This is a genomic window from Marixanthomonas sp. SCSIO 43207 (assembly GCF_019904255.1).
GTDB lineage: Bacteria > Bacteroidota > Bacteroidia > Flavobacteriales > Flavobacteriaceae > Marixanthomonas.
The window spans coordinates 1,485,672-1,510,287 of the sequence record NZ_CP063203.1; the positions used below are offsets into that span (position 1 = coordinate 1,485,672).

Genomic DNA, 24,616 nt, shown 5'->3' on the forward strand with positions numbered 1-24,616 from the left:
AATATTAAAATGAATTGATAATCCCGCTGTTTTTAATTTTAGAAGACAGCGGGATTTGTTTATATTTAAAATTATGAAAAAAAATATTATCGTTACAGGAACCAGTAGAGGTATAGGGTATCAAATGGTGCCAATTTTGGCAGATGCGGGCCACAATGTTTTGGCTTTGTCTAGAGACAATGTTCCTATTTCGGGTCTGGAAATTACAAACTGTTATTGCTTTCCTTGTGATATTACAGATGCAGACGATATTAAAAAAGTTTCAGAATTTGTAAAAGATACATGGCAACAGGTAGATGTTTTAATTAATAATTCAGGATATATTGTTACTAAACCTTTTGAAAAACTAAAACAATCAGATTTTAAAGACTGTTTTGATGTTAATGTATTTGGGCTCGCTGCTATCACACAAGCAGTACTTCCTTATATGAAAAAAGATGGACACGTTGTTAATATAAGCAGTATGGGAGGTATTCAAGGAAGTATGAAATTTCCCGGCCTTGCTGCATACAGCAGTAGTAAAGGTGCTGTATTAACCCTTACTGAATTATTAGCTGAAGAATATAAAGAAAAAGGCCCTTCATTTAACGCATTAGCCTTAGGAGCTGTGCAAACTGAAATGCTAGAAGAAGCTTTTCCCGGGTATAAAGCACCCTTATCAGCCAAAGAAATGGCAGAATATATTGTGAATTTTGCATTAACTGGTCAACAATTTTACAACGGAAAAATTTTGCAGGTTTCCAATTCAACACCATAACCTATGGAGCAGGTTCTTTTAAAATACCTTCCCAAAGCTTCTGTACATCCAGTTTTTGAATTAATTAAAATTAATAATGTTCATTTAAAAATTGTTAATGAGCGACGCACACGCCATGGAGATTATCGTAAACTTCCTAACGGTCAACATCAAATTACAATTAATGCCAATTTGAATAAGTATCGTTTTTTAATGACACTTGTTCACGAAATCGCACACTTAGTAGCTTTTCAAAAATATGGCCGTTTTATCAAACCTCACGGAGTAGAGTGGAAGCGTACTTTTCAACAGTTAATGCTCCCTTTTATACGTCCAGAAATTTTTCCTAGTCAGTTACTGCCTTTATTAGCAACACACTTTAAAAACCCTAAAGCTAGTAGCGATACAGATGCAAAGTTATCGTTAGCTTTAAAACAATTTGACCCGCCAAACGATAAAAATTATATATTTGAAATACCCTTTGGAGGGAGATTTCGTTTGTATAACGGAAAAATTTTTAAACGAGGTAACAAACGCATAAAGCGGTATGAATGTTTAGAAGAAGCAACAGGAAGAGTCTATTTATTTAATCCTAATGCCGAAGTTGAATTTTTAAAATAATGAGCATGAATAAAGATTATTATGCAGTAATAATGGCTGGCGGAATTGGTTCAAGGTTTTGGCCAGTAAGTACAACCGAGTTTCCTAAGCAATTTCATGATATGTTAGGTACCGGACAAACCTTGCTACAAAAAACCTTTTCACGGCTCAATAAAATTATAGATTCAGATAAAATTTTAATTCTTACCAATGAGCGTTACCTTCAGTTAACACTAGAACAACTACCAGAAATAACCGAAAAACAAGTTATTCTAGAACCTGCAATGCGCAATACAGCACCTTGCATTTTATTAGCTGCTTTAAAAATACAAAAAGAGAACCCCAATGCATTAATGCTCGTTGCACCTAGTGATCATTGGATAGAAGATGAAGACGCTTTTACTCAAGATGTCCAAATATGTTTTGATGCTTGCCAGCGCAATTCATACTTAATGACACTAGGTATAAAACCAACTTTTCCTAATACCGGCTACGGTTATATTGAAGCTGAAAAAAAAGATGCTTCAGTTGTTAAGAAGGTAAAACAATTTAGAGAAAAACCTGATTATGATACCGCAAAACAATTTTTGGCTGCCGGAAATTTTATGTGGAATGCAGGTATATTTCTTTGGAGTGTGGCTAGTATAACCCAAGCCTTTGAAAAACACAACCCAGTGATGCATGCTCTTTTTTCTGAAGGGAATCCTGTGTACAATACTTCTGAAGAAAAAGAATTTATTTCAGAGAATTATGATAAAGCTGAAAATATTTCCATTGATTATGCCATTATGGAAAAAGCCGATAATGTCTATGTAAAGAAAGCAGCCTTTGATTGGAATGACCTAGGAACGTGGGGTGCTTTACACGAAAAAATGCAAAAAGACGCTTCAGAAAATGCTGTAGTGAGAGCAACCCCTCACTTTAAAAACTCAAAAGGCAATATGGTTTATTCAGCATCTGAAAAACTAGTGGTACTCGACGGAATTGAAGATTATATTGTAGTTGATAAAGAAGATGTACTGTTGATCTACCCAAAAGAAAAAGAACAACATATAAAAAAATTACTGTCTGAGGTTAATGAAAACTTTGGAGAAAAATATACCTAAATGAGCGAAAATCAAGATACTAATAACGTTCACGCTACCCCAAATGATCAAGAGTTTGAGCAAGTAAAACTAACAACTTGGGAAAGCTTAAAGAAGTTTTTTAAAGAACTTTTTGATATTCGGTCAGATAGTGATCGAGATGCTACTATTGAAGCTGTTAAAAAAGATATTCCTTTTAAGGGACACACTGCGTGGATTTTGATTTTTTCCATTTTTGTAGCCTCTATTGGTTTAAATGTTAGTAGCACAGCAGTTGTAATTGGAGCGATGTTAATTTCACCATTAATGGGGCCTATTGTCGGGATAGGGCTATCTGTTGCAATTAATGATGTAGAAACGCTAAGACGTTCTTTAATAAACCTTGGTATAATGGTTTTTTTAAGTGTTATTACAGCGTTTTTATACTTTAAACTCTCTCCTTTAACAGAAGAAACCCCCGAATTATTAGCAAGAACGTATCCTACAATTTTGGATGTACTGGTTGCTATTTTTGGCGGTCTTGGCTTAATCGTGGCCAAAACAAAAAGCGGAACCATTGCAAGTGTAATATTTGGTGTAGCTATTGCAACTGCACTTATGCCTCCATTATGTACAGTAGGATACGGTCTGGCAATTGGTAATTTTTCATATGCAGGAGGAGCTTTATACCTCTTCTCAATTAACGCAGTATTTATTGCACTTTCTACTTTTATTGTTTCAAAACTATTGCGTTTTCCACTAGTGAGATACGCAAACTCAAAAAGAAGAAAGCGTATTGCTCAAATTGCATCATTAATTGCCTTAATTGTAATGGTACCTAGTGTAATTTTATTTGTAAAATTACTAGATCAACAGTTATTTGAAAATAAAACAAAAGAGTTTGTAAAAGATACCATTACTTATGAAGGAGCAGAGGTAGTGAAGTTTACTCAAGACTACACAACCAAAGATATTGAAGTGTATCTTATAGGTAGGCCTGTACCACAACCAACAATCAATAACTGGCTTTCAGAAATGGAAAAAGTAGAAATGCTACAAGATGCCAACCTACGTATTTATCAAGGAACAGATCAAAGTGGTGAACTAGCAGAAAAACTTTCTAGTGACGTAAAAGCCGGAATTCTTGAAGATTTATATGTCAAGAATGAACAGATGATTAAGGACAAAAACAGTAGAATTGATTTTCTTGAAAATGAAATTGCAAAGCTTCGAGTAAAAGATATTCCTTTTGATGATTTAAGCAAAGAGGTTAAAGCTATTTATAAAGAAATGGAACAATTTTCATTTTCTAGTAGAATCACTACCAACTTTGCAAAAACCGATACGTTGCCTGTTATTTATGTTTCTTGGGAAAAAAGTTTGTCTTCCAAAGAAAGACAGCAAAAGAATGAAGCGTTGCGTAATTGGTTAAAAATTAAACTTAAAGTTGATACTTTACTAGTTCAACAAACTCCATAAAAAAAAGCGTTCGCAATGCATTGCGAACGCTTTAAAAACTTCTTATTAAATGTTATTTCTTTATAAACTTATAGCTAAGTTTCTGTTGGTCTACTTCTAGTTGTACAAAGTAAACACCACTCTGTAATGACTCAATATTTAAGGTATTTTCTGAAGAAATAGTTTGCTTCATAATTACTTTTCCTGAAATATCTACAATTTGAACCGGCGTGTCTCTAAGTATTTCTTGTGAAAAATGAATGACTGATGAAGCAGGGTTTGGGTACAACTTTATAAAGTCTGTACTATTTTCATTTATAGAAAGCTCTGCGCCTTCTTCTATTTCATGTAGGGTGTTAATGTCTGGGTTTATAATCTCATCAACAGTTCCTGAAGGCCAAGTAATGGTCATTTTGTCAATTTGAGTGCTGCTGCCTATCCCAAAATGAGCGGTAAGGCTATTCATATGGCTAAAACCTTGTCCAGAACGTACTTCGCGCATTTGTTTACCCCAATCACCATAGATGTCTATACGGGCTCCAATTCCGTTACTATTACTTTCGGTTCCTTTTAAAATTACTTTTACCCAGTTGTTGTTGCTGGTTCCTTGATTTATCCAAAGGTCACCATCATTCACAACGTCTAAAAACCCATCATTATTCATATCTGCTATGGCTCCTTCATCAAAAGGAAGGTCCATACCGGTAAATGTCATATCACCATTATTTATATATAACTCTTTTGACATTTCAGAAAAAATATCTACAAAACCATCGTTGTTAAAGTCTGCAGCTTGATTTTCCCAAGCTCCAAGGTCTGTAGGGTTGATACCTGAAGTTTCAATCACATCTGTGAAGTTTCCGTTGCCGTCATTAACCATAAGACGGTTTTGGAAATCGTGATTTACGATAAAAGCGTCAAAATCTCCATCGTTATCAAAATCTTCAAAAACAGTTGCCCAAGATTGAGCGTTGTCTTTCATACCTATAGCTTCGGCGTTTTCTGTGAAAGTTCCGTCGCCGTTATTGGTATACATCGCATTGTCGCGTTCTGGATCACCGGGAGTAGAACCACCGCGACACTTTGTTAAATACATATCTGTATCACCGTCATTATCATAATCAACCCAAATAGCTGCGTAGTTACCGGGTAAATCTATGGTTTCAATTAGGGTTTGATCTAAAGTCATATTACCATTTCCGTCATTTCTGTAGGGATGACTTAAATCTACATCGTGACACACAAATGAATCTAGATCTCCATCATTATCGATGTCTGCAAGTGTAGATCTTTGTGAGAAAATATATTCATTGTGTGAGTCGTCTTCGGTATAAAGGGTTCCGTCTTCATTTGCCATTACAAATGAAACTCTTGAGTTATTGCCTAAAACCAAATCATTAAAGCCGTTTCCGTCTAGGTCGCCTGCTGCTATACTCCAGTCTGGAACGTTTTCAATAGGCATACTGTACATTACAGATTCAAATGTTCCATCAGGCTGTTGGTAGTCAATACCTATTCCATTTCCTGAAACACGCACATAATCATCTAGGTTGTCACCATTCATATCTACGGCACACTCTGAACTGTCAAAAAAATCACCAATTAAGTCTGATTGGTTTACAAATGTTACTTGTGAGAACAAGGTTAAGCTACATAGAAATGCTATACTGCTTAGTGTAATTTTTTTCATAATGAATTTAAAATGAAGATTAAAGACACTAAAAGTATATAAAAATATTGATTTGTTACCTATAAGAATTAATTATTGTTCTTTTATTTGAACATCTCTAATTTTTTTAAACAAATCTGAAGAATAGACAAAATTTGTCACGTCTTCGTTATCGGTTTTGAAGATTTCTTGATTGGTACCTTGCCAAACTAGTTTCCCGTTTTTCAATAACACAACTTTTTCTCCTATTTCCATAACTGAATTCATATCATGAGTAACTACCACTGTTGTAATATCATACTCGTGTGTAAGCTCTTGAATTAAGTTGTCAATTAAAGTTGCTGTTTTAGGGTCTAGGCCTGAGTTAGGCTCATCACAAAAAAGGTATTTTGGTCTGTTTACAATTGCTCGAGCAATAGAAACTCGTTTTTGCATACCACCCGATATTTCTGAAGGATATTTTTTATTTACATTATCAAGGTTTACACGCGAGAGTACTTCGTTAACTCGCTCAAGCATTTCACTTTTTTTCTGCTTGGTAAACATACGTAGAGGAAACATCACATTTTCTTCAATATTCATAGAGTCAAACAAAGCACCTCCTTGAAATAACATGCCTATATCTTCTCTTAGCTCTCTTTGTTTTTCGTCATCCATATCTTGAATGGCTTCTTCTTCATAATAAATACGGCCTTTTTCAGGTTTAAAGAGACCCAAAAGACATTTAAGCATAACTGTTTTTCCACTACCACTTTGACCAATAATAAGATTGGTTTTTCCTTTATCAAATGTTGTGGAAATTCCTTTTAAAATTTCTTCGTCACCAAAGCTTTTATGGATGTCTTCAACTTTTATCATTAGCTTAAAAGGAGTTGAGTTATTACGTAATTTGCCAAAATAATTAATACACTCGTCCATACAAACGAATTGGTACTGGCTTTACCCACTTCAAGCGCACCGCCTTTCATATAATAACCTTGCCAAGAAGGAACAGTTGCTAGAATAAATGCAAATACAAAGGTTTTAAAGAAAGCATAAAACAAATGATAGGGTATAAAACTATCTTGTAGACCTTCAATAAATGCTGTAGAAGATGTAAACCCTCCATAAACTCCTGCTAGCCAACCTCCAAATATGCCTAAAAACATAGATATAGCTATTACAAAAGGATAAAATAGCAGGGCAATTATCTTCGGAAATACTAAGTAGTTTAATGAATTTATACCCATTACTTCTAGCGCGTCAATTTGTTCAGTAACACGCATAGAGCCAATACTAGATGTGATAAATGAACCTACCTTACCAGCCATAATGATTGAAATAAACGTAGGAGCAAATTCTAATATTACAGATTGTCTAGTGGCAAACCCTATCAAAGACTCAGGTATAAGCGGGTTGTCCATATTTAGGGCGGTTTGTATAGCTACCACACCACCCACAAAAAATGAAATAAATGAAACTATCCCAAGTGAGTTGATAATTAAATCATCAATCTCTTTAAAAATAAGTTCTCGTAGCACAGACCTTTTGGTAAAGCTGCCAAAAACTTTTTTTATCATTACAAAATAGGAACCAATATCTCGAAGGTACTTCATAAGCGATTAAGATATTGCTAAAGTAACAAAATTCAATGACTGTTGCTTGATAAAATATAAGTAAGAATACTTAAAATTTATTTTAACAGCAGTTGTTTCATTTTATGGTAAATTTCAGTGTTTTCATATATACCATTAAAAAGCTCTGCTCCAGGTCCTTTTGCAAAAACCGGAATCATGGTAGAAGAATGTCCTCCGGTTGAAAATGAAGGTTTTATTTTGTTATAATCACCACCTTCAGAAGCTAGTGTGAATCCTCCTGTTTCATGATCTGCCGTTACAATCACTAATGTTTCTTTATTGATATTTGCAAAATCTAATGCTATACCAATGGTTTTATCAAAGTCAATCATTTCACCAATTAAATAATCGGCTTCATTTGAGTGACCTCCCCAATCTATTTGAGAACCTTCAACCATTAAAAAAAAGCCGTCTTGACTTTTTGCAAGTTTTTGTAGCGCTAGTTGTGTCGCCTCGGGTAAAAAGTCACCGCGACCGTCTATTTTTTTTGGCATACCGTCTTCGGCTAATAAAATAGCTTCTTTCTTTTCTGAAATTGTAGCCGGTAATTTATCTGTATAAACCTGAAATCCATTTTGTTCCAATTCACTATATAAGTTACGACCGTCTTTTCTGTTGGTAAAAAACTTTGTGCCGCCACCTGCAAAAAAGTCTACGTCACTCGTTGGCATAAACGCAGCAATATCTTCATATTGACGACGGTATTTTACATGTGAAAAAAAGCTTGCAGGAGTTGCATGTACAATTGAAGAAGTAGCAATTAACCCTGTGCTTAATCCTTTTTTTGAAACCTCTTCAAGTAAGGTAGGTACAGGAATTGTGTCTGAATTTACCCCTATAGCTCCATTATAGGTTTTTATTCCCGAAGCAAAAGCCGTAGCTCCAGCTGCCGAATCTGTAATTAAATCACTAGATGATGAGGTTTTAATCAAACCTATTGTAGAAAAACGCTCAAAATTTGATGATTCATCATTGTAAAATAAACTGGAAGAAACTTGACTCAATCCCATTCCGTCTCCAATGAGCAGAATGATATTTTTTGGTTTTTGAGAATTTGTACTAGTTGTTAGGTTGTTGTCTTTTACTTGAACTGAAACACAACTTGTAAAAATTGTAAGAAATGTTATTAAAACGACTAGGGCTGTTTTTTTCATTTTAAATGCTATTGTTTGGCTTCAAAAATACATAGAAACACAGAGCTGAAGGTTATAGAAAGGTTATAAAAATTTATTTTTTATCCCTTTCCAGCGGAGATTTCTTATAAAGCGTCCTTCTTTTTCTGAAACTATAGGTTGTAGGTTTTTCTTTTTAGATTTTGTATAACCCTGTAGGCAATTAATAAAATAAGATAAATTCTTCTTTTTAACAGCAAGTTTGGCCGAAGCAATACATGTTAATACAAAACCATACCTAAGCTTGTAAAAAGCTTCTCCTTGCTTATAGCGTGCTTTTTTTGTGTAGTTTTTTCCGGTAGGCTTTAAGTGTTTAACTCGTAGCGTTTCATCTGTGCAAACTTTCCATCCATGATATTGAGCTAGCAACTCATCAACCGTGTCCCATCCCATAGTACTTTTTAAGCCTCCAATTTTATTAAAACATTCTTTTGTATAGGCTTTTAAAGCACCACGAACGTGATCCTTGTTTGTTAAACGCTCTAAAATCCATTCCTCCTTTTTCTGAACATAACAAAATCCGCCTGCTATGCCACATTTAGGATTGGTCTTAAATAATGAGGCTATCTCTTCAAGGTAATTGTTGGGGAAAATTAAATCTGCGTCAAATTTGCAAATAACATCATAGTCATTATCAAGCGTTGCCAAACCTTTATTAAAAGTGTTTACAACTTTACTTCCTGGCTTATGCGTAGCTTCTGAGGTACTTTTAATACCTGAAACAAATGAATAGGTGCTAGAAAACGTATCAATTATTGCTTGAGTGCCATCTGTAGAATGGTCATTTACTACTACAATTTTTTTTGGAAGAAGTGTTTGTGATACCAATGATTGAAGCGTTTTTTCAAGATAAGCTTCTTCATTATGCGCCGGTATTACAATGTAGAATTTCATCTAAGTGCGTTCTGCGTAAATCAAGTAATACCTTGGAGTAAAACGTCTAAGCATGGGTCTTAACCCAACTTTTTTTACAGGATTGGTGAATTTAACTCGTTTTTTAATGGTCCAACCCGCTTTTTCTAAAAGCCAATCAAATTGCCAATCTTCAAACTCGTGGAAATGGCGATCACGGGTATCGGTTTTACTTTTATAAGCTGAAGCAAACCACAACTTTAACGGTACTGAAGCGACTAGCTTTTTGGCTTGAATATCTTGCAAAACATTAAAAGGCGCTACTAGATGTTCAAATATTTCAAAAGCAGTAACAACATCGTACTTATTGGTTTTTACAGCTTCGGTTTCTAAATCTAAATCTTCACCTTGTGTGTTTGTGACGTTAAATCCTTCTTTTTTCATAATTTCAGAAAAAGGATTTGTTACGCCAAGATCTAGGATAGAATCATCTGTAGAAACTACTTCTTGTAAAAACTGTAAAGTGTGCTTGTAGCGTTTCTTCGGAAATTTCCCTTCGTACATAAGGAATTAAACTTTATAAAGAATTGCGTTGATATTCATTCCGGCACCTACACTCGCAAAAAGGATAATGTCGCCTTTTTCAAGTTTGTGATTTTTCATACTACCATTTTTAACCAAATCAAACAATGTAGGAATGGTGGCTACACTAGAGTTACCTAGTTTGTTGATGCTCATAGGCATGATGTTTTCTGGAGGTGTTTTATCATATAAACGATAAAAGCGTTTAATAATGGCTTCGTCCATTTTTTCATTTGCTTGATGGATAAACACCATTTTAAGGTCTTCTATAGGTGTGTTGCCTTTTTCTAAACATGCTTTCATTGCTTCGGGAACATGGTTTAGTGCAAACTCATATATTTTACGACCATACATCTTTATATATCTTCTAGCATCACTCACTTCTTGATTATTGCTTTCGCCAAAAAAGATAAAGTGTGCTTCATCAAGAGCATACGTTGCGCTACTGTGTGTGATAATGCCGCTATCTTCATTGGTTTCTTGAATAATGGTAGCACCTGCGCCGTCACTATAAATCATGGAGTCACGGTCGTGCTGGTCAACTACGCGAGAAAGTGCTTCTGCACCAATCACTAAACAGGTTTTGGCAATACCGCTTTTAATGAAAGCATTTGCTTGTATCACTCCTTCAATCCAACCGGGACAACCAAAGAGTACATCATATGCAACACACTTTGGGTTTTTAATTTTAAGAAGGTGTTTTACACGTGAGCCAATACTAGGTACTGTATCACTTTGGTGATCACCGTGTTTTACATCTCCATAATTATGTGCAACAATAATGTAATCAAGATCTTCTTTGTCAATGTTGGCATCTGCAATTGCTTTTTCTGCTGCATAAAAAGCAATATCTGAAGTGGTAAGATTTTCTTTAATATATCGTCTTTCTGATATACCAGTAATGGCTTCAAACTTTTTAATAATTTCAGTGTTTTCATATCCAAAACGTGAGCCATCTTCATTGTAGAAGCTATGATTTTCAAACTGATTGTTGGTTGCTATACCTTTAGGAATGTAGCTTCCAACGCCAATAATTCTTGTATTCATTACGGTTTTGTTTTGGTTAAAATCACTGTAAATAGTTAGTTAGCATTGGTTATAAAAGTATATAAAATCCTTAGCTGTTAAAGTACCAATTTTTTGTTAAACTATTACTATGCCTCTTCCATATAACTTTCAATTGGTTCACAAGTACAGATTAAATTACGGTCACCATAAGCTTCGTCAACACGTCTTACGGTAGGCCAAAATTTGTTTTCTGCTACATACTCTAGTGGATAAGCTGCTTGCTGCCTTGAATATGGAAAGTCCCAAGAATCGCTTGTTAACATTTTTAACGTATGCGGAGCATTTTTGAGAACGTTATTTGTGTTTTCTTTTGAAACAGAATCAATTTCCATTTTAATAGAAATCATGGCATCACAAAAACGATCCAATTCTTCTTTGCTTTCGCTCTCTGTAGGTTCAATCATCAACGTTCCTGCCACCGGAAATGATACCGTTGGGGAATGAAAACCATAGTCAATTAAACGTTTGGCAATATCAGTAACTTCAATGCCATTTTCTTTAAATGGGCGACAGTCTATAATCATTTCATGGGCTGCACGATTGCGTTCTCCGCTATATAAAGTTTCATAGTGACCTTTAAGGCGTTCTTTTATATAGTTTGCATTCAAAATTGCAAATTGCGTAGAGCGCTTTAATCCGCTTACACCAAGCATTCTTATGTAAGCATATGATATTAAGCATACTAATGAACTTCCGAAAGGTGCTGCTGAAATAGCCGAAATACCTTTATCACCACCTACTTTAATAATTGGATTTGTAGGTAAAAACGGAACAAGTTGTTTTGCAACACAAATTGGTCCTACACCAGGACCACCACCTCCGTGAGGAATAGAAAAGGTTTTATGAAGGTTTAAGTGACATACATCTGCGCCAATATTCCCTGGGTTTGTTAACCCTACTTGTGCGTTCATATTGGCACCGTCCATATAAACTTGCCCACCATATTCGTGAATAATTCCGGTTATTTCTTTAATGGCAGATTCATAAACTCCGTGAGTAGAAGGGTAGGTAACCATTAAAGCAGCAAGATTGTCCTTGTGTTTTTCTGCTTTTTCTCGAAGGTCATCTACATCAATATTTCCGTTATCACTAGCTTTTGTTACTACTACCTTCATTCCTGCCATAACAGCACTCGCAGGATTGGTTCCGTGAGCAGAAGACGGGATTAAACAAATGTTTCTATTTGATTCGCCACGAGATTCGTGATAGGCTCTAATAACCATTAAACCTGCGTATTCTCCTTGAGCACCAGAATTGGGTTGTAGAGAAGTTGCTGCAAATCCGGTTATTTCAGTTAATTGATCTTCTAATTTTTTTAGTACTTGTTGGTATCCTTCTGCTTGTTCAACAGGAACAAATGGATGAATATTGCCCCATTGCGGATCACTAAGTGGTAGCATTTCGGCAGCGGCATTGAGTTTCATAGTACAAGAACCTAACGGAATCATAGAGTGATTTAAAGAAAGGTCTTTTCTTTCTAAGCGTTTTATGTAGCGCATTAGTTCTGTTTCACTATGGTAGCTATTAAAAACTTCACTTGTAAGAAATTTGGTTTTTCTAGCAGCTTCAGAAGGGATGGCGTTTCCTTTAATAATTTCTGAAACTTTTATAGGCTGTTTGTTAATAGCTTCAGCAAAAACAGCTATAATTTTATTGATGTCTTTAAGTGTGGTTGTTTCATTAATAGCTATAGAAACTGTCTCATCATCTGGGTAGTAGAAGTTGATGTTTTTAGCTTCGGCTATATATTTAATCTTTGTAGCATCTGTTTTAATAGCTATAGTATCAAAATAGGTTTCGTTCATTTGGTATAAACCTAGTTCTTCTAAAGCGTTTGCTAAGGTTGCTGTGGTATTGTGTACTTTGTCTGCAATGTCTTGTAACCCTTCAGGGCCATTATAAACAGCATACATACCAGCCATTACCGCTAGTAGTACTTGAGCTGTACAGATGTTTGAAGTTGCGCGATCCCGTTTTATGTGTTGTTCACGAGTTTGAAGTGCCATTCGTAATGCACGATTGCCATCAAGATCTTTGGTGACACCTATGATACGTCCGGGAATATGTCGTTTAAACTCTTCGCGTGTAGCAAAATAAGCAGCGTGTGGACCTCCATAGCCTAGCGGAATACCAAAACGTTGTGTTGTACCAACAACAACATCTGCACCAAAATGCCCTGGCGATTCTAGTTTTACAAGGCTTAAAATATCTGCTGCAACAGCTACTTTTATGTCTGAATTGTTCGCTTGTTTTATAAAGTCTTTAAAGCTGTGAACGTTTCCGGTTCTTCCTGGGTATTGTAGCATAACGCCGTAAAAGTCTTCAGAAAAATCAAACTCTTTATGATTTCCTACAACAATCTCAACGCCTATAGGAATCGCTCTTGTTTGCAATACAGAAAGGGTTTGTGGTAAAATCTCTTCAGAAACAAAGAATTTTACTGCATTTTTTTTCTTTTGCTCTCTACTTCTTACAGCTAGCAGTAATGACATAGCTTCGGCAGCTGCAGTAGATTCATCTAGTAATGATGCATTTGCCAATTCCATACCGGTAAGATCGCTTACCATGGTTTGAAAGTTTAATAAAGCTTCTAGACGTCCTTGTGCAATTTCGGCTTGGTATGGTGTATAGGCTGTATACCATCCTGGGTTTTCCAGCACATTGCGTTGTATAACTGGAGGAATGTTTGTAGGGTAATAACCTAAACCAATATAGGTTTTAAATACTTTATTTTTTTCAGCCATTTCTGTGATGTGCTCCAAGTATTCTTGCTCGGTCATTGCTACATCTAGGTCAAGGCTTTTTTTCATTAAAATATCATCTGGAACCGTCTCAAACATAAGTTGGTCAATACTTTCAACACCAACAGTTTTAAGCATTTCAGGAAGGTCGCTACGTCTAGGGCCAATATGTCTTAAGGCAAAAGAATCTGTATTCATATTTTGCATTTGAAATTAGGTCGCAAAATTACGATTTTATACACGAATTAGTATGTTTTTTTTGAAGCTATCCTAACAATTTGTTAACCAATAATTCAACTTACTAACAGTTTGCTTACATTTGAGAAAATGAAAGCCCTGAAATCACTTTTTGAATTTTACATAAACAGTAGTATTCATGTAGCTTTAGCTGTTTTAGCACTGGTTCATATTACTGTTTTAGAATTTGATATTGAATTACCAAAAGCCTACAATTTTTTTGTTTTTTTTGGTACAATTACTGGTTATAATTTGGTGAAATATGCTCCGGTTGCCGGTCTTCATCATAGAAGCTTGACAAAATCCCTTAAAACCATTCAAGTTTTCTCACTTTTATGCTTTGTAGTATTGGTGTATTTTTCCTTTCAGCTTTCTTTACAAACACTACTTTATAGTGGTCTTTTTGGTTTGCTTACTCTTTTGTATGCCATTCCTGTTTTCAAATCAAAGAGCTTGCGAACTATAAAAGGATTAAAAATCTTTGTGGTTGCTTTGGTCTGGGCAGGTGTTACGGTTACTGTTCCTTTACTCGCAGCTCAAGAAAGCCTAAGTGGCGATAGCTGGGTTACATTTATTCAACGGTTTTTTTTAGTCATTGCGTTGATAGTACCTTTTGAAATTCGGGATTTACCATATGACAACTCTATACTAGGTACTATGCCACAGCTACTTGGGGTTGTAGCGACAAACGTTCTAGTGACAGGACTTACAGGAATCGCTTTTATTCTGGAAGCTTTTAAAGATGTTGTTTCTTATCCTTATGCGATAAGCTTGTTATTGATTTGCTTACTTACTGCATGTGCGACATTCTTTGCAGATAAAAACCAGCCTAAGTATTATGCGTCTTTTTGGGTAGAAGGTATTCCTATATTGTGGCTTGCAGTATTTGTATTATTGCGCGGTGTGTTGTTGTAGTTTGTTTTTTAATTCTTCTTTTTCTTGAGCTGAAAGAGTTTTTAAGTGAGAATCATTAATTTTTTTGGTCAGTTTTACATTCTTTGATGTGTGCTCTCTACATAACTTACAAAAGACATTATGTATTGTTAGTAGAAATTTATCCCAATAAGTAGCTTCTTTATATTGTGCTTTATCACACGTATGACCAGCCTCTTTACAATTGAGAAATAACTTAAACTTCATGTTAAAACCAGTTTTTTTCTAGACAATTTGCCATCGTTTTACGGGCACGATGAATTATAACCCATAGGTTAGACGGAGTGATGTCAAATTCATTACAAATTGCTTCAGTTTCAAAATTATCTATGGTTTTCATTTTAAAAATAGAAGCTTGTCGCTCGTCCAAAGTATCTAAACATTCCAAAATGGCCAAACCTAATTCGTTATTTTCCAAGTTTTCTTCGGCTGTTTTATACATAGTATCTTCGGCACGCTCTTCAAGCCAATCACCTTCCATCTCGTCATCATTGTAGTCTATATGTACTTCGGCTTGACCTTTTTTTGAATTCTTCTTTCGGTAAAAATCTATAATTTTTCGCTTCAAAATAGCAATAAGCCAAGTGCGTTCACTTGCATTGCCTTTAAAGTTTTTCTTAGATTTTAATCCAGCCAAAAAGGTTTCAGAAATTAAATCTTGTGCCATTACGTGATCATTAACACGAACAATCGTGTAATTATAAAGGTAGTCTGAATATCGATCCACCCAAGTCTCGGGGTGTAGGGTGTGTGTAGACATAATTTGGCTATACTAGTTTATTTCAAAAATAGTAAAGTTGGAGCAGGTATTATACATTTTCACATTTATATAAGATTTTAAACCAAAATATTGAGCCAGAAAAAACTAACTGTTAAATAAAGATTGATTAATCGCCATAATAACTAATTTTATACAAACATTTTTAGAACACATTTAATGATGAAAAAAATTACTTCCCTCTTATTATTTTTACTTTTTTCAGGAATTCTTTTTGCTCAAGAAGGTCCGTTTTATGCAACGATGGATGCTACAGATGCTAACAATCTTAAAAAAGAAATGCCTCAAGAAATTCAGATTATAGCAATTAAACAAAATCAAGCCGCTGTTTATATTTCAGAAGAAGCTGCTCATGCTATGCACCGTAATGTGGTTACGCATGGACCTGGATATGTTTTTAAAGCTTCAGAAGAACTTGCGCTTAAAGCAATAGAACCTAAGCCTGCCAAAAAACAACGAAGAGTTCTGGATTTTACAATTAATCAAGACGCCGCAGTTGCCGAAGCAATTGAAATGGTCAATGCACAAAATATTGAAGATCAAATTATTGAATTACAAGATTATGGCACTCGCTTTCATACCAAGCCTGAAGCAGAACAAGCGGTTTTAGACCTAAAAGATAAGTGGGAAGCGATGGCTCAAGCTGCCGGAAGAACGGATGTTTCCGTGCGTATTGTAAATCACGTAAATACAGGAATGCCCTCTGCTGTGATGACTATTGAGGGAGCCGAAACACCAGATGAGTTTGTGATCATTGGAGGTCATATAGACTCTACTGCTCCGGGTTCAAACAATAACGTAGCTCCAGGTGCAGATGATGATGCTTCGGGTATTTCAACAATCACCGAAGTAGCACGTGTATTGTTTGATATGGAGTTTGTTCCTAACCGAACTGTTGAGTTTATGGCGTTTGCTGCCGAGGAAATAGGTCTTGTAGGTTCTGCTGAAATTGCTGAAGAGTATAAGAATAATAATGTGAATGTTGTAGCTTATGTACAATTTGATATGACCAACTTTGCGGGTTCTTTAAACGATGTTTACATTACAACAGATAGCTATAACAGTAACGACTTAAACGCTTTTTTAATTGAATTAATGGAATATTACAACGCTTCTGGTCCGCATCAAATTACCTACGGAAACACAGCATGTAATTACGGTTGTTCAGATCATTTCAGTTGGGCAGATCAAGGGTATGAAGCTGCTTTTCCTTTTGAGGCAAGTTTTTCTGAAAGTAACCCAAATATTCATACTCCTAATGATACATATGATATAACCGGAGATGCTTTTAAAGCTGCAAAGTTTGCCAAACTAGGCTTAGAGTTTGTTATTGAAACAGCCAAAAGTAACACGCTTTCTGTTTCTGAAATTGCTGGACTTGATTTTGATTTTATCGTAAATAATAAACAAGTAATTTATACTCTAAAAAACGTTTCTGAAACATTACAAACATTAAGTATTATAGACGTTGCCGGAAAAAAAGTATTTAGTGCAAATGACCTTGGTCAACAAGGTGCGTTAAGTATTGAAAACCTATCACAAGGTTTTTATGTGGCAGTATTTACTACTCAAACAAATAAAGTGATTACCAAGAAGTTTGTGCTTAATTAAAGCTAAAGAGATACTAAAAAAAAGCTGCTATACACATAGCAGCTTTTTTTGTTTTTAAATTAAACCAGCTCTTTTTAAAAGTGCATCAGGGTTTGGTTTTTTTCCTCGAAATCTAATATACAATTCCATTGGGTCTTCGGTTCCTCCTTGAGATAAAATGTAGTTTTTAAACTTATCGGCAACTGTTTTATTAAAGATGCCTTCTTGTTTAAAATACGCAAAAGCATCGGCGTCTAATACTTCGGCCCATTTATAACTATAATATCCTGCAGAATATCCTCCTTGAAAAATATGTGAAAAAGATGTGCTCATACAGTTTGAAGCTACATCAGGATATAAAGTGGTTGGTTCAAAAGCTTCTTTTTCATGAGCTTTTACATTGGTTATACTGGTTGGGTTACCACCGTGCCAAGCCATATCTAGCATTCCAAAACTCAATTGTCTTACGGTTTTCATTCCTTCGTGAAATGCAGCAGACTCTTTAATCTTCTCAACATATTCCATAGGAATTACTTCACCGGTTTTGTAATGCGTAGCAAATAGCTCTAGTGTTTCTTTTTCGTAACACCAGTTTTCCAAAATTTGACTAGGTAATTCTACAAAATCCCAATACACATTTGCTCCAGATAAACTAGCATACTTTGTGTTTGCCAACATACCGTGTAAGGCATGGCCAAACTCGTGAAATAAGGTAGTAACTTCATTAAATGTTAATAAAGATGGTTTGCTAGCCGTAGGCTTTGTAAAATTACAAACTATAGATATGTGAGGTCTTTCATTAACTCCTTTAATGATTTCTTGTTGTTTGTAAACAGTCATCCAAGCACCATTTCGTTTTCCGGCTCTGGGGTGAAAGTCTGCATAAAAAATAGCCACTAAAGAATCTTCGGAATCTGTGACGCGGTAGGTTTTTACTTCAGGATGGTATTTATCAATATTGTTTACTTCTTCAAATGAAAGTCCGTATAGTTTTTCAGCTACTGTGAAAACACCATTAATAACATTTTTTAATTCAAAATAGGGTTTTAGTTTTTCGTCATCTAGATTGAATTTTTTCTGCTTAAGTTTTTCTGCATAATATGCGCCATCCCATTTTTGTAATTGATCAATTCCGTCTAGTTCTTTTGCAAAGGCTTCTAGTTCTGCAAATTCTTTTTCGGCAGCAGGTTTTGCTTTTTGTAATAATTCATCTAAAAATGAAGTTACTTTTTCAGGTGTTTCTGCCATGCGTTCTTCTAGTACAAAGTGCGCGTGACTATCATAACCTAATAATTGAGCACGTTGGTAGCGTAAATTGACAATTTGTAGCACATGTTCTTGGTTGTCTAACTTGTCGTTATGAAACGCTTTACTGCCAAATGCCAATGAAAGCTCCTTACGCAGTTCTCGATTGTCTGCATAGGTCATAAACGGAATATAACTAGGATAGGCTAGTGTGAAAATCCATCCGTCTTTCCCTTTTTCTTTGGCGGTATCTGCAGCTTCTTCTTTTGCACCTTCTGGTAATCCTGAAAGTTGATCTTCATTGGTTATGTGTAACTCATAGTTATTAGTTTCGGCCAAAACATTTTCGCCAAAGCTTAGGCTCAACCTAGAAAGATCTTGATCTATTTTACGTAGTTTTTCTTTTTTATCTTCTGAAAGATTAGCACCATTACGCGAAAAACCTTTGTATTGCTTTTCTAGCAACATGCTTTCTTCAGAAGTAAGTGTCAATGATTTTTTACGATTGTAAACGCTTTTTACACGTTCAAATAAAGCTTCATTAAGTAATAAGTCATTTTTAAAATCTGACAACAATGGCGAAACCTCTTGTGCTATTTTTTGGATTTCTTCATTCGTTTCGGCACTGTTAAGGTTAAAGAAAATACCTGTCACACGATTTAACTGTTCGCCAGTGCGTTCTAGTGCCTCGACGGTATTGGTAAATGAAGGCTCTTCAGTATTGCTGGTGATAGTATCTATTTCATTTTTTGTATCTTCAATCAACTGCTTTATGGCAGGTAAAAAATGCTCGTTTTTTATTTTGGAAAACGGGGCTGTATTAAAGGGTTGTAATAGTCGGTTTGTTTCTGTCATAGTCGTATCTGTCAATTCTTATTTTCCTGAAAAAGTGTGTTAGTGTTTTTCATTTCGCACTTTTTTTGCTCCTTCTTCCACTTTAAGTTTTAAACCTTCTTTGTAGGCGATTACTTTATCAAGAACACATTTGTCTGAACTACCAATAATTTGTGCAGCTAATATTCCGGCATTTTTGGCTCCGTTTAAGGCTACTGTAGCCACAGGAACCCCGCCAGGCATTTGTAAAATAGATAGTACCGAGTCCCAACCATCAATTGAGTTGCTTGACTTTACAGGAACACCTACCACAGGAAGGGGTGATAAAGAAGCTATCATACCTGGTAAATGTGCTGCTCCGCCGGCACCGGCAATTATTACCTTGATGCCTCGCGTGTGTGCGTTTTTACCATAATCAAATAATTTATCGGGTGTGCGGTGTGCAGATACAATATCGACTTCTACTTCTATATCAAAGCCTTTAAGTATATCTATAGCTTCTTGCATAACCGGCAAGTCACTCGTACTGCCCATTATAATTCCTACTTTACTCATAATTTTTATGTTATTTGCTAATTACTCGTATGGTTTTTTTTACTTCTTCGGCAACTTTACGGGCTTGAGCTATGTCTTCGTCTACAATTGTCACGTGTCCCATTTTTCTGAAAGGACGCGTTTGTTTTTTTCCGTAAATGTGAGGTGTAACACCATCCATTGCCATGATGGTTTCTATTTTCTCATATTTTACATCACCGGTATGGTTTTCATCACCTACCAAGTTTACCATTATTCCGCCTACTTTACTGTCGGTTTTTCCTAAAGGTAAATCTAAAATGGCTCGCAAGTGTTGCTCAAACTGATTGGTGTAACTGGCTTCAATACTGTAATGACCGCTGTTGTGAGGTCTGGGTGCAACTTCGTTAACCAAAATGTCATCATCTTCTGTTTGAAATAACTCTACAGCCAAAAGACCTACATGTTTGAAAGCTTCAGAGACTTGTTTGGCAACGGCTCTTGCTTTTTTTGCTACCTCCGGTTCTATTCTTGCCGGGCAAATCACATATTCAACTTGATTGGCTTCTGGATGAAACTCCATTTCAACAACAGGGTAGGTCTTTACTTCTCCACTAGCGTTACGAGCTACAATTACTGCTAGCTCATTTTTAAACGGAATTAACTTTTCTGCAATACAGGGCCCTTCAGGAAGTGGAATGACATCTTCTGCATCTCTAATAATACTAACGCCTTTCCCGTCATAACCTCCTGTGCAGCTCTTCCATACAAATGGGTAGTGCAACTCTTTGCGCACAATGGCTTCGTTTAATGTATACTTATCTTCATAGCGCTTAAAGGGAGATGTAGGTATTTTATTTTCTTTATAAAATTGTTTTTGAACGCCTTTATCTTGAATTTTACGAAGTGTGTCTGAAGAAGGATATACGGTAACGCCTTCTTTTTCTAGTTGTTCAAGCGCTTCAACATTTACACCTTCAATCTCAAACGTAAGTACATCTGCTTTTTTTCCGAAGGTATAAACCGTGTTATAATCCATTAAATCACCTTGTTCAAAATGGTCACAAGCAATGCGACATGGTGCTTCGGGACTAGGATCTAGTACGTTTGTTTTAATATCGTATTTGCGGGTTTCATACAGTAGCATTTTGCCCAATTGGCCGCCACCGAGTATCCCTAAAGTGAATGAGGACGAAAAGTAATTCATACGCACAAAGATAACAAAAGGTGTTGGGAGTTTTTTACTTTTTAAAGGAGAGTTTTTTAAATAGGATTTTCAAAGCTTTAGAAAATTACGTTTATATTTTTAGGATAGATTCATTCTACCTACAATGGTTTGAGAATTGTTCGAGTTTTGTACGTAAAATAAAGGATTTCTTGTAGCATTGTCGAAGGAGTCTCGAACAAAACTCGAGTAAAACTGCTTAAAACCTGTAAAATAACAACTTCTATTTTTTTTATATGTTTACAGATTTTAATTACAACCAACCATACTTTATGGAAAATGAGTTTACAGATGTGATGTCTCAACGCACTGATAGAGATTTAATACAAATTGTTACTTCAGATAGGGAGAAATATCAACCTGAAGCACTAGAAGCCGCAGATGCAGAGATTAAATCTAGAAATATTGATACGAGTACCTTTAACGACTTACGAGAACAATCAATTATTGAACGCCAAAAAAGGGATGCGGTTATAAGTGATTTGGCACCCGGTCACTTACGTTTAGTAAACCACATAATAGATTTGCTAGTTTCTTATATACTTTCAATGTTTGTATTTTCAATATGTAGTTTGTTTTTACCAGAGATAGAAAGCCCCTTGGTTACCATAGTAGTTATATTGTTAGTGTTTGGTACCTTCATATCATATTATGTTATTATGGAGGTTGCTTGGCAAAAGACACTAGGGAATTTGCTACAAAGACCAAGGTAGTTTTAAACAATGGAGAGAGGCCAAGAGAAAAGGATATTGTAATACGCACGCTGTGTCGGTTAATTCCTTTTGATCGAATTTCGTTTCTATTTATGAAACAAGGTTTTCATGATGTGCTTTCAAAAACAAAAGTGATTAAAGATTAATTATTTATATAAAACACTTTCTCTATATGCGTCTTTCAAATGCTTTTCAATTAGTATCTTTGCATCTTCGTTATGTGGCGATTTATAAAAAATATATTCAGTAAGAACAAAAAAGTAATGACAAACATAGTATTATTTGGTCCTCCGGGCGCCGGAAAAGGAACACAAGCAGACGTGTTAAAGAAAAAATATAAGTTAGTGCATATATCAACCGGTGATGTATTTAGGTATAATATTAAAAACAATACAGAGTTGGGTGATTTAGCAAAAAGCTATATGGACAAAGGTCATCTTGTGCCAGATGAGGTTACTATTAATATGTTGAAAGCTGAAGTTGAAAAAAACGAAGATGCCAACGGGTTTATATTTGATGGTTTTCCACGTACAGAGGCACAAGCCGAAGCATTGTCAAACTTAATGACAGAAAAAAACACGCAGATTAATGCAATGGTAGCTTTGGAAGTAGATGATGAGGTATTGGTAAAACGTTTGCTGGAGCGCGGAAAAGTTAGCGGAAGAGCAGACGATGCAAATGAAGATGTGATACGAGAGCGTATAGCTGAATATTATCGCAAAACTGATATATTAAAAAATTACTATCAAAACCAAGACAAATACTACGGCGTAGACGGAGTAGGTAGTATTCAAGAAATTACCGAACGTTTAAGCAAAGTAATAGACACTTTATAATACGAAAGGCTGAAAATTTATGACTGAAGGGAATTTTGTTGATTATGTAAAAATTCATGTTACTTCCGGAAAAGGAGGCAAAGGAAGTACGCACCTGCGTAGGGAAAAATACATCCCAAAAGGAGGTCCCGATGGAGGTGACGGAGGTCGTGGAGGTCATATAATCGTTAAGGCCAATAAAAATATGTGGACGCTATATCACTTAAAATTTAAGCGTCACTTTAGAGCTGGTCACGGAGGCGCAGGTGGTAAACAAACCAGCACCGGTGCTGATGGTGATGATGTAATTATTGAAGTACCTTTAGGAACTGTAATTAAAAACACAGACACCGGCAAAACCCTCTTTGAAATGACCGAACATGATGAAGAGCGCATTGTAGCCGAAGGCGGAAAAGGAGGAAAAGGAAATGCTCATTTCAAGTCGGCAACTAGACAAACACCGCGTTTTGCTCAACCAGGTTTAGAAGGAGAAGAAGTAAATATTACTGTAGAACTTAAAGTGTTGGCAGATGTAGGTTTGGTAGGGTTTCCTAATGCAGGAAAATCAACTTTACTCTCGGTAGTAACCGCTGCTAAACCAAAAATTGCCAATTATGAGTTTACTACTTTAAAACCAAACCTTGGTATTGTAACTCATAGAGAACATAACACCTTTGTAATGGCAGATATTCCTGGGATTATAGAAGGTGCTGCCGAAGGAAAAGGTCTAGGGCATTACTTTTTACGTCATATAGAACGTAACTCAACGTTGCTGTTTTTAATTCCTGCAGATGCAGATGATATAAAAAAACAATACGATATTTTACTAGATGAATTAAAACGCTATAATCCTGAATTGCTAGATAAGGAACGGTTAATTGCCATATCAAAAAGCGATATGCTTGATGAAGAGTTAAAAGGTGAAATGAAAGCCCAGCTCGATGATGATTTTAAAAACTTGGATTATCTATTTATTTCTTCTGTAGCGCAACAAGGTTTGGTAGAGCTTAAAGACAAACTTTGGCAGATGCTTAATAAAGATGTAGAAGAAGTTTAACCATCTTTTACAATCTAATGGCGTACTTTTTGCGTAGTTTTAATGTAAGAATATAACTCGCTTAAAACTATGAAGTATTTTTCTATTGTATTGATTGCCCTGCTATTCGTTTCTTGCGGAACAAGTGTTGGAGTTGACTATGACAAAGAAGTTAATTTTGCACAATACACTACCTATAATTTTTTCCCTACAATTGATTCGGGGTTGAATGACCTGGATGACAAGCGCATTATGAACGTAACCGATAGCTTGTTGCAAGCTCGAGGTTTTAAAAAATCTGAAACACCACAGGTATACATAAATTTTTATGCTAAAGAACGTTTAACCAATTCTAGAAACACTATCGGAATTGGTATTGGCGGTGGTGGAGGCAATGTAGGAGTAGGTGTTGGCGGCGGTATTCCCATAGGAGGTCGTGTAGTTGAACAAGTTATAACAATGGATTTTATTGACGTATCAAATGACGATTTGGTATGGCAAGCAATTGCAGAAACCGAACTTAAAGAGAAAGCTAAACCCTTACAAAAGAAAAAACACTATGAAGAAGTGGTTTCAAAAATCTTAAAAAAATACCCGCCTTCAAAGTAATGAAATATGTAATTGTTTGCTGTTTTGCGTTTTTGTTTACATCGTGTATTGCTACAATGGATGTGCAGTATGATGAAACCCTTGATGTAAAAAAATATAAAACCTACAGTTTTTATCCGGTTATCGATTCAAACCTTCCCGAAACCGAAACAAAGCAAATTATGCAGCTTATAACATTTCAGCTTTTTAAATTAAATTATAAAAAAGCCGACAATCCAGATTTTTACATCAATTTTTTTGTTGAAGAAAATAATATGTACATCCCAAAGTCTTCAGAAGAAGAACCTGAAACCGAAACACCTTCAGATGATAAAACAAAAAGTAATACCTTACGTTTAAAAACTGTGGCAATAGACCAAGTAATGTATTTGGATGTAGTAGATGTAAAAAACGACCAATTGGCTTGGAGTGCTATAATTGAAGGTTCAATTGAAGAACCCATAACAGAAGAAAAAATGTTTCAGTATTATTCTGAAAAAATTGAAAAAGCTTTTATAAAATTTCAAGAAGTCTCAAATTGATAGTTCATA

The 24,616-nt window shown here is 35.4% G+C and carries 23 protein-coding genes and 1 pseudogene; 11 read left to right on the forward strand and 13 right to left on the reverse strand.

The genetic code is table 11. From position 1 onward, the window contains the following. Positions 1–73 precede the first annotated feature (73 nt). From INR76_RS06955 to INR76_RS06970, 4 genes are read left to right on the forward strand one after another with little or no spacing between them, the layout of a single operon-like run. On the forward strand, positions 74–757 hold the full coding sequence (locus INR76_RS06955) for an SDR family oxidoreductase (RefSeq protein WP_223107190.1): 684 nt from the start codon (positions 74–76) through the stop codon (positions 755–757). Between the two features lie 3 nt (positions 758–760). Next, positions 761–1,357 carry a SprT-like domain-containing protein gene (locus tag INR76_RS06960; RefSeq protein WP_223107191.1) on the forward strand — a complete coding sequence of 199 codons (597 nt, stop codon included), beginning with the start codon at positions 761–763 and terminating at the stop codon, positions 1,355–1,357. Positions 1,358–1,362: 5 nt separating this feature from the next. Then, positions 1,363–2,442 (forward strand): mannose-1-phosphate guanylyltransferase, encoded by a 1,080-nt coding sequence (locus INR76_RS06965; RefSeq protein WP_223107192.1) that lies wholly within the window; start codon positions 1,363–1,365, stop codon positions 2,440–2,442. Then, positions 2,443–3,879 carry a DUF389 domain-containing protein gene (locus tag INR76_RS06970; protein WP_223107193.1) on the forward strand — a complete coding sequence of 479 codons (1,437 nt, stop codon included), beginning with the start codon at positions 2,443–2,445 and terminating at the stop codon, positions 3,877–3,879. It begins immediately after the preceding gene. A gap of 52 nt (positions 3,880–3,931) precedes the next feature. On the opposite strand, the gene INR76_RS06975 is transcribed toward INR76_RS06970, so the two are convergent. The 8 genes from INR76_RS06975 to gcvP all read right to left on the reverse strand — a co-directional run bounded on the left by INR76_RS06975 (position 3,932) and on the right by gcvP (position 13,756). Next, positions 3,932–5,548 carry an FG-GAP-like repeat-containing protein gene (locus INR76_RS06975; RefSeq protein ID WP_223107194.1) on the reverse strand — a complete coding sequence of 539 codons (1,617 nt, stop codon included), beginning with the start codon at positions 5,546–5,548 and terminating at the stop codon, positions 3,932–3,934. A 72-nt stretch (positions 5,549–5,620) separates the two neighbouring features. Further along, the gene (locus INR76_RS06980; protein WP_223107195.1) at positions 5,621–6,385 is read right to left on the reverse strand and encodes an ABC transporter ATP-binding protein; all 765 of its coding nucleotides are present in this window, start codon (positions 6,383–6,385) and stop codon (positions 5,621–5,623) included. Then, positions 6,385–7,122 (reverse strand): ABC transporter permease, encoded by a 738-nt coding sequence (locus tag INR76_RS06985; RefSeq protein WP_223107196.1) that lies wholly within the window; start codon positions 7,120–7,122, stop codon positions 6,385–6,387. The genes INR76_RS06980 and INR76_RS06985 overlap by 1 nt, the downstream gene beginning before the upstream one ends. Positions 7,123–7,199: 77 nt before the next feature. Beyond that, a complete protein-coding gene (locus INR76_RS06990; RefSeq protein WP_223107197.1) occupies positions 7,200–8,297 on the reverse strand; it encodes an alkaline phosphatase in 1,098 nt (365 codons plus the stop codon). 63 nt (positions 8,298–8,360) lie between these two features. After that, positions 8,361–9,209: a glycosyltransferase family A protein gene (locus INR76_RS06995; RefSeq protein ID WP_223107198.1), complete on the reverse strand. Its 849-nt coding sequence runs from the start codon at positions 9,207–9,209 to the stop codon at positions 8,361–8,363. Then, positions 9,210–9,731 carry a class I SAM-dependent methyltransferase gene (locus tag INR76_RS07000; protein WP_223107199.1) on the reverse strand — a complete coding sequence of 174 codons (522 nt, stop codon included), beginning with the start codon at positions 9,729–9,731 and terminating at the stop codon, positions 9,210–9,212. A gap of 6 nt (positions 9,732–9,737) precedes the next feature. Further along, positions 9,738–10,796, reverse strand: coding sequence for a 3-oxoacyl-ACP synthase III family protein (locus INR76_RS07005; protein WP_223107200.1), 1,059 nt, complete (start codon positions 10,794–10,796; stop codon positions 9,738–9,740). 107 nt (positions 10,797–10,903) lie between these two features. Then, positions 10,904–13,756, reverse strand: coding sequence for an aminomethyl-transferring glycine dehydrogenase (gene gcvP, locus INR76_RS07010; protein WP_223107201.1), 2,853 nt, complete (start codon positions 13,754–13,756; stop codon positions 10,904–10,906). Between the two features lie 129 nt (positions 13,757–13,885). On the opposite strand from gcvP, the gene INR76_RS07015 reads away from it, so the two are divergent. Continuing rightward, complete coding sequence (locus INR76_RS07015; RefSeq protein ID WP_255592524.1) at positions 13,886–14,710, forward strand: hypothetical protein; 825 nt, start codon at positions 13,886–13,888, stop codon at positions 14,708–14,710. On the opposite strand, the gene INR76_RS07020 is transcribed toward INR76_RS07015, so the two are convergent. Together INR76_RS07020 and INR76_RS07025 are read right to left on the reverse strand one after the other, a co-directional pair. Continuing rightward, positions 14,687–14,935, reverse strand: a complete 249-nt coding sequence (locus INR76_RS07020) for a hypothetical protein (RefSeq protein WP_223107202.1) — start codon at positions 14,933–14,935, stop codon at positions 14,687–14,689. The genes INR76_RS07015 and INR76_RS07020 overlap by 24 nt on opposite strands. Position 14,936: 1 nt before the next feature. Next, complete coding sequence (locus INR76_RS07025; RefSeq protein WP_223107203.1) at positions 14,937–15,488, reverse strand: sigma-70 family RNA polymerase sigma factor; 552 nt, start codon at positions 15,486–15,488, stop codon at positions 14,937–14,939. 180 nt (positions 15,489–15,668) lie between these two features. Between INR76_RS07025 and INR76_RS07030 the strand changes: the two genes are divergently transcribed. Next, positions 15,669–17,117 (forward strand): M20/M25/M40 family metallo-hydrolase, encoded by a 1,449-nt coding sequence (locus INR76_RS07030; RefSeq protein WP_223107204.1) that lies wholly within the window; start codon positions 15,669–15,671, stop codon positions 17,115–17,117. 54 nt (positions 17,118–17,171) lie between these two features. Here the strand turns inward: INR76_RS07030 and INR76_RS07035 are convergent, their stop codons facing one another. From INR76_RS07035 to purK, 3 genes are read right to left on the reverse strand one after another with little or no spacing between them, the layout of a single operon-like run. Then, complete coding sequence (locus INR76_RS07035) at positions 17,172–19,196, reverse strand: M3 family metallopeptidase (protein ID WP_223107205.1); 2,025 nt, start codon at positions 19,194–19,196, stop codon at positions 17,172–17,174. A gap of 39 nt (positions 19,197–19,235) precedes the next feature. After that, positions 19,236–19,730 carry a 5-(carboxyamino)imidazole ribonucleotide mutase gene (gene purE / locus INR76_RS07040; protein ID WP_223107206.1) on the reverse strand — a complete coding sequence of 165 codons (495 nt, stop codon included), beginning with the start codon at positions 19,728–19,730 and terminating at the stop codon, positions 19,236–19,238. 10 nt (positions 19,731–19,740) lie between these two features. Continuing rightward, positions 19,741–20,895 carry a 5-(carboxyamino)imidazole ribonucleotide synthase gene (gene purK, locus INR76_RS07045; protein WP_223107207.1) on the reverse strand — a complete coding sequence of 385 codons (1,155 nt, stop codon included), beginning with the start codon at positions 20,893–20,895 and terminating at the stop codon, positions 19,741–19,743. 254 nt (positions 20,896–21,149) lie between these two features. Here purK and INR76_RS07050 point away from each other — a divergent pair, with 254 nt between their 5' ends. From INR76_RS07050 to INR76_RS07070, 5 genes and pseudogenes are all read left to right on the forward strand, one after another. Further along, positions 21,150–21,626: an RDD family protein gene (locus INR76_RS07050; RefSeq protein ID WP_223107208.1), complete on the forward strand. Its 477-nt coding sequence runs from the start codon at positions 21,150–21,152 to the stop codon at positions 21,624–21,626. 254 nt (positions 21,627–21,880) lie between these two features. Further along, positions 21,881–22,462, forward strand: a pseudogene (locus INR76_RS07055) (adenylate kinase); the annotation flags it as partial. Between the two features lie 19 nt (positions 22,463–22,481). Next, positions 22,482–23,498, forward strand: coding sequence for a GTPase ObgE (gene obgE, locus INR76_RS07060; RefSeq protein WP_223107210.1), 1,017 nt, complete (start codon positions 22,482–22,484; stop codon positions 23,496–23,498). A 69-nt stretch (positions 23,499–23,567) separates the two neighbouring features. Then, positions 23,568–24,086 carry a DUF4136 domain-containing protein gene (locus INR76_RS07065; protein WP_223107211.1) on the forward strand — a complete coding sequence of 173 codons (519 nt, stop codon included), beginning with the start codon at positions 23,568–23,570 and terminating at the stop codon, positions 24,084–24,086. Next, a complete protein-coding gene (locus INR76_RS07070) occupies positions 24,086–24,607 on the forward strand; it encodes a DUF4136 domain-containing protein (RefSeq protein WP_223107212.1) in 522 nt (173 codons plus the stop codon). The genes INR76_RS07065 and INR76_RS07070 overlap by 1 nt, the downstream gene beginning before the upstream one ends. Positions 24,608–24,616: the final 9 nt, after the last annotated feature.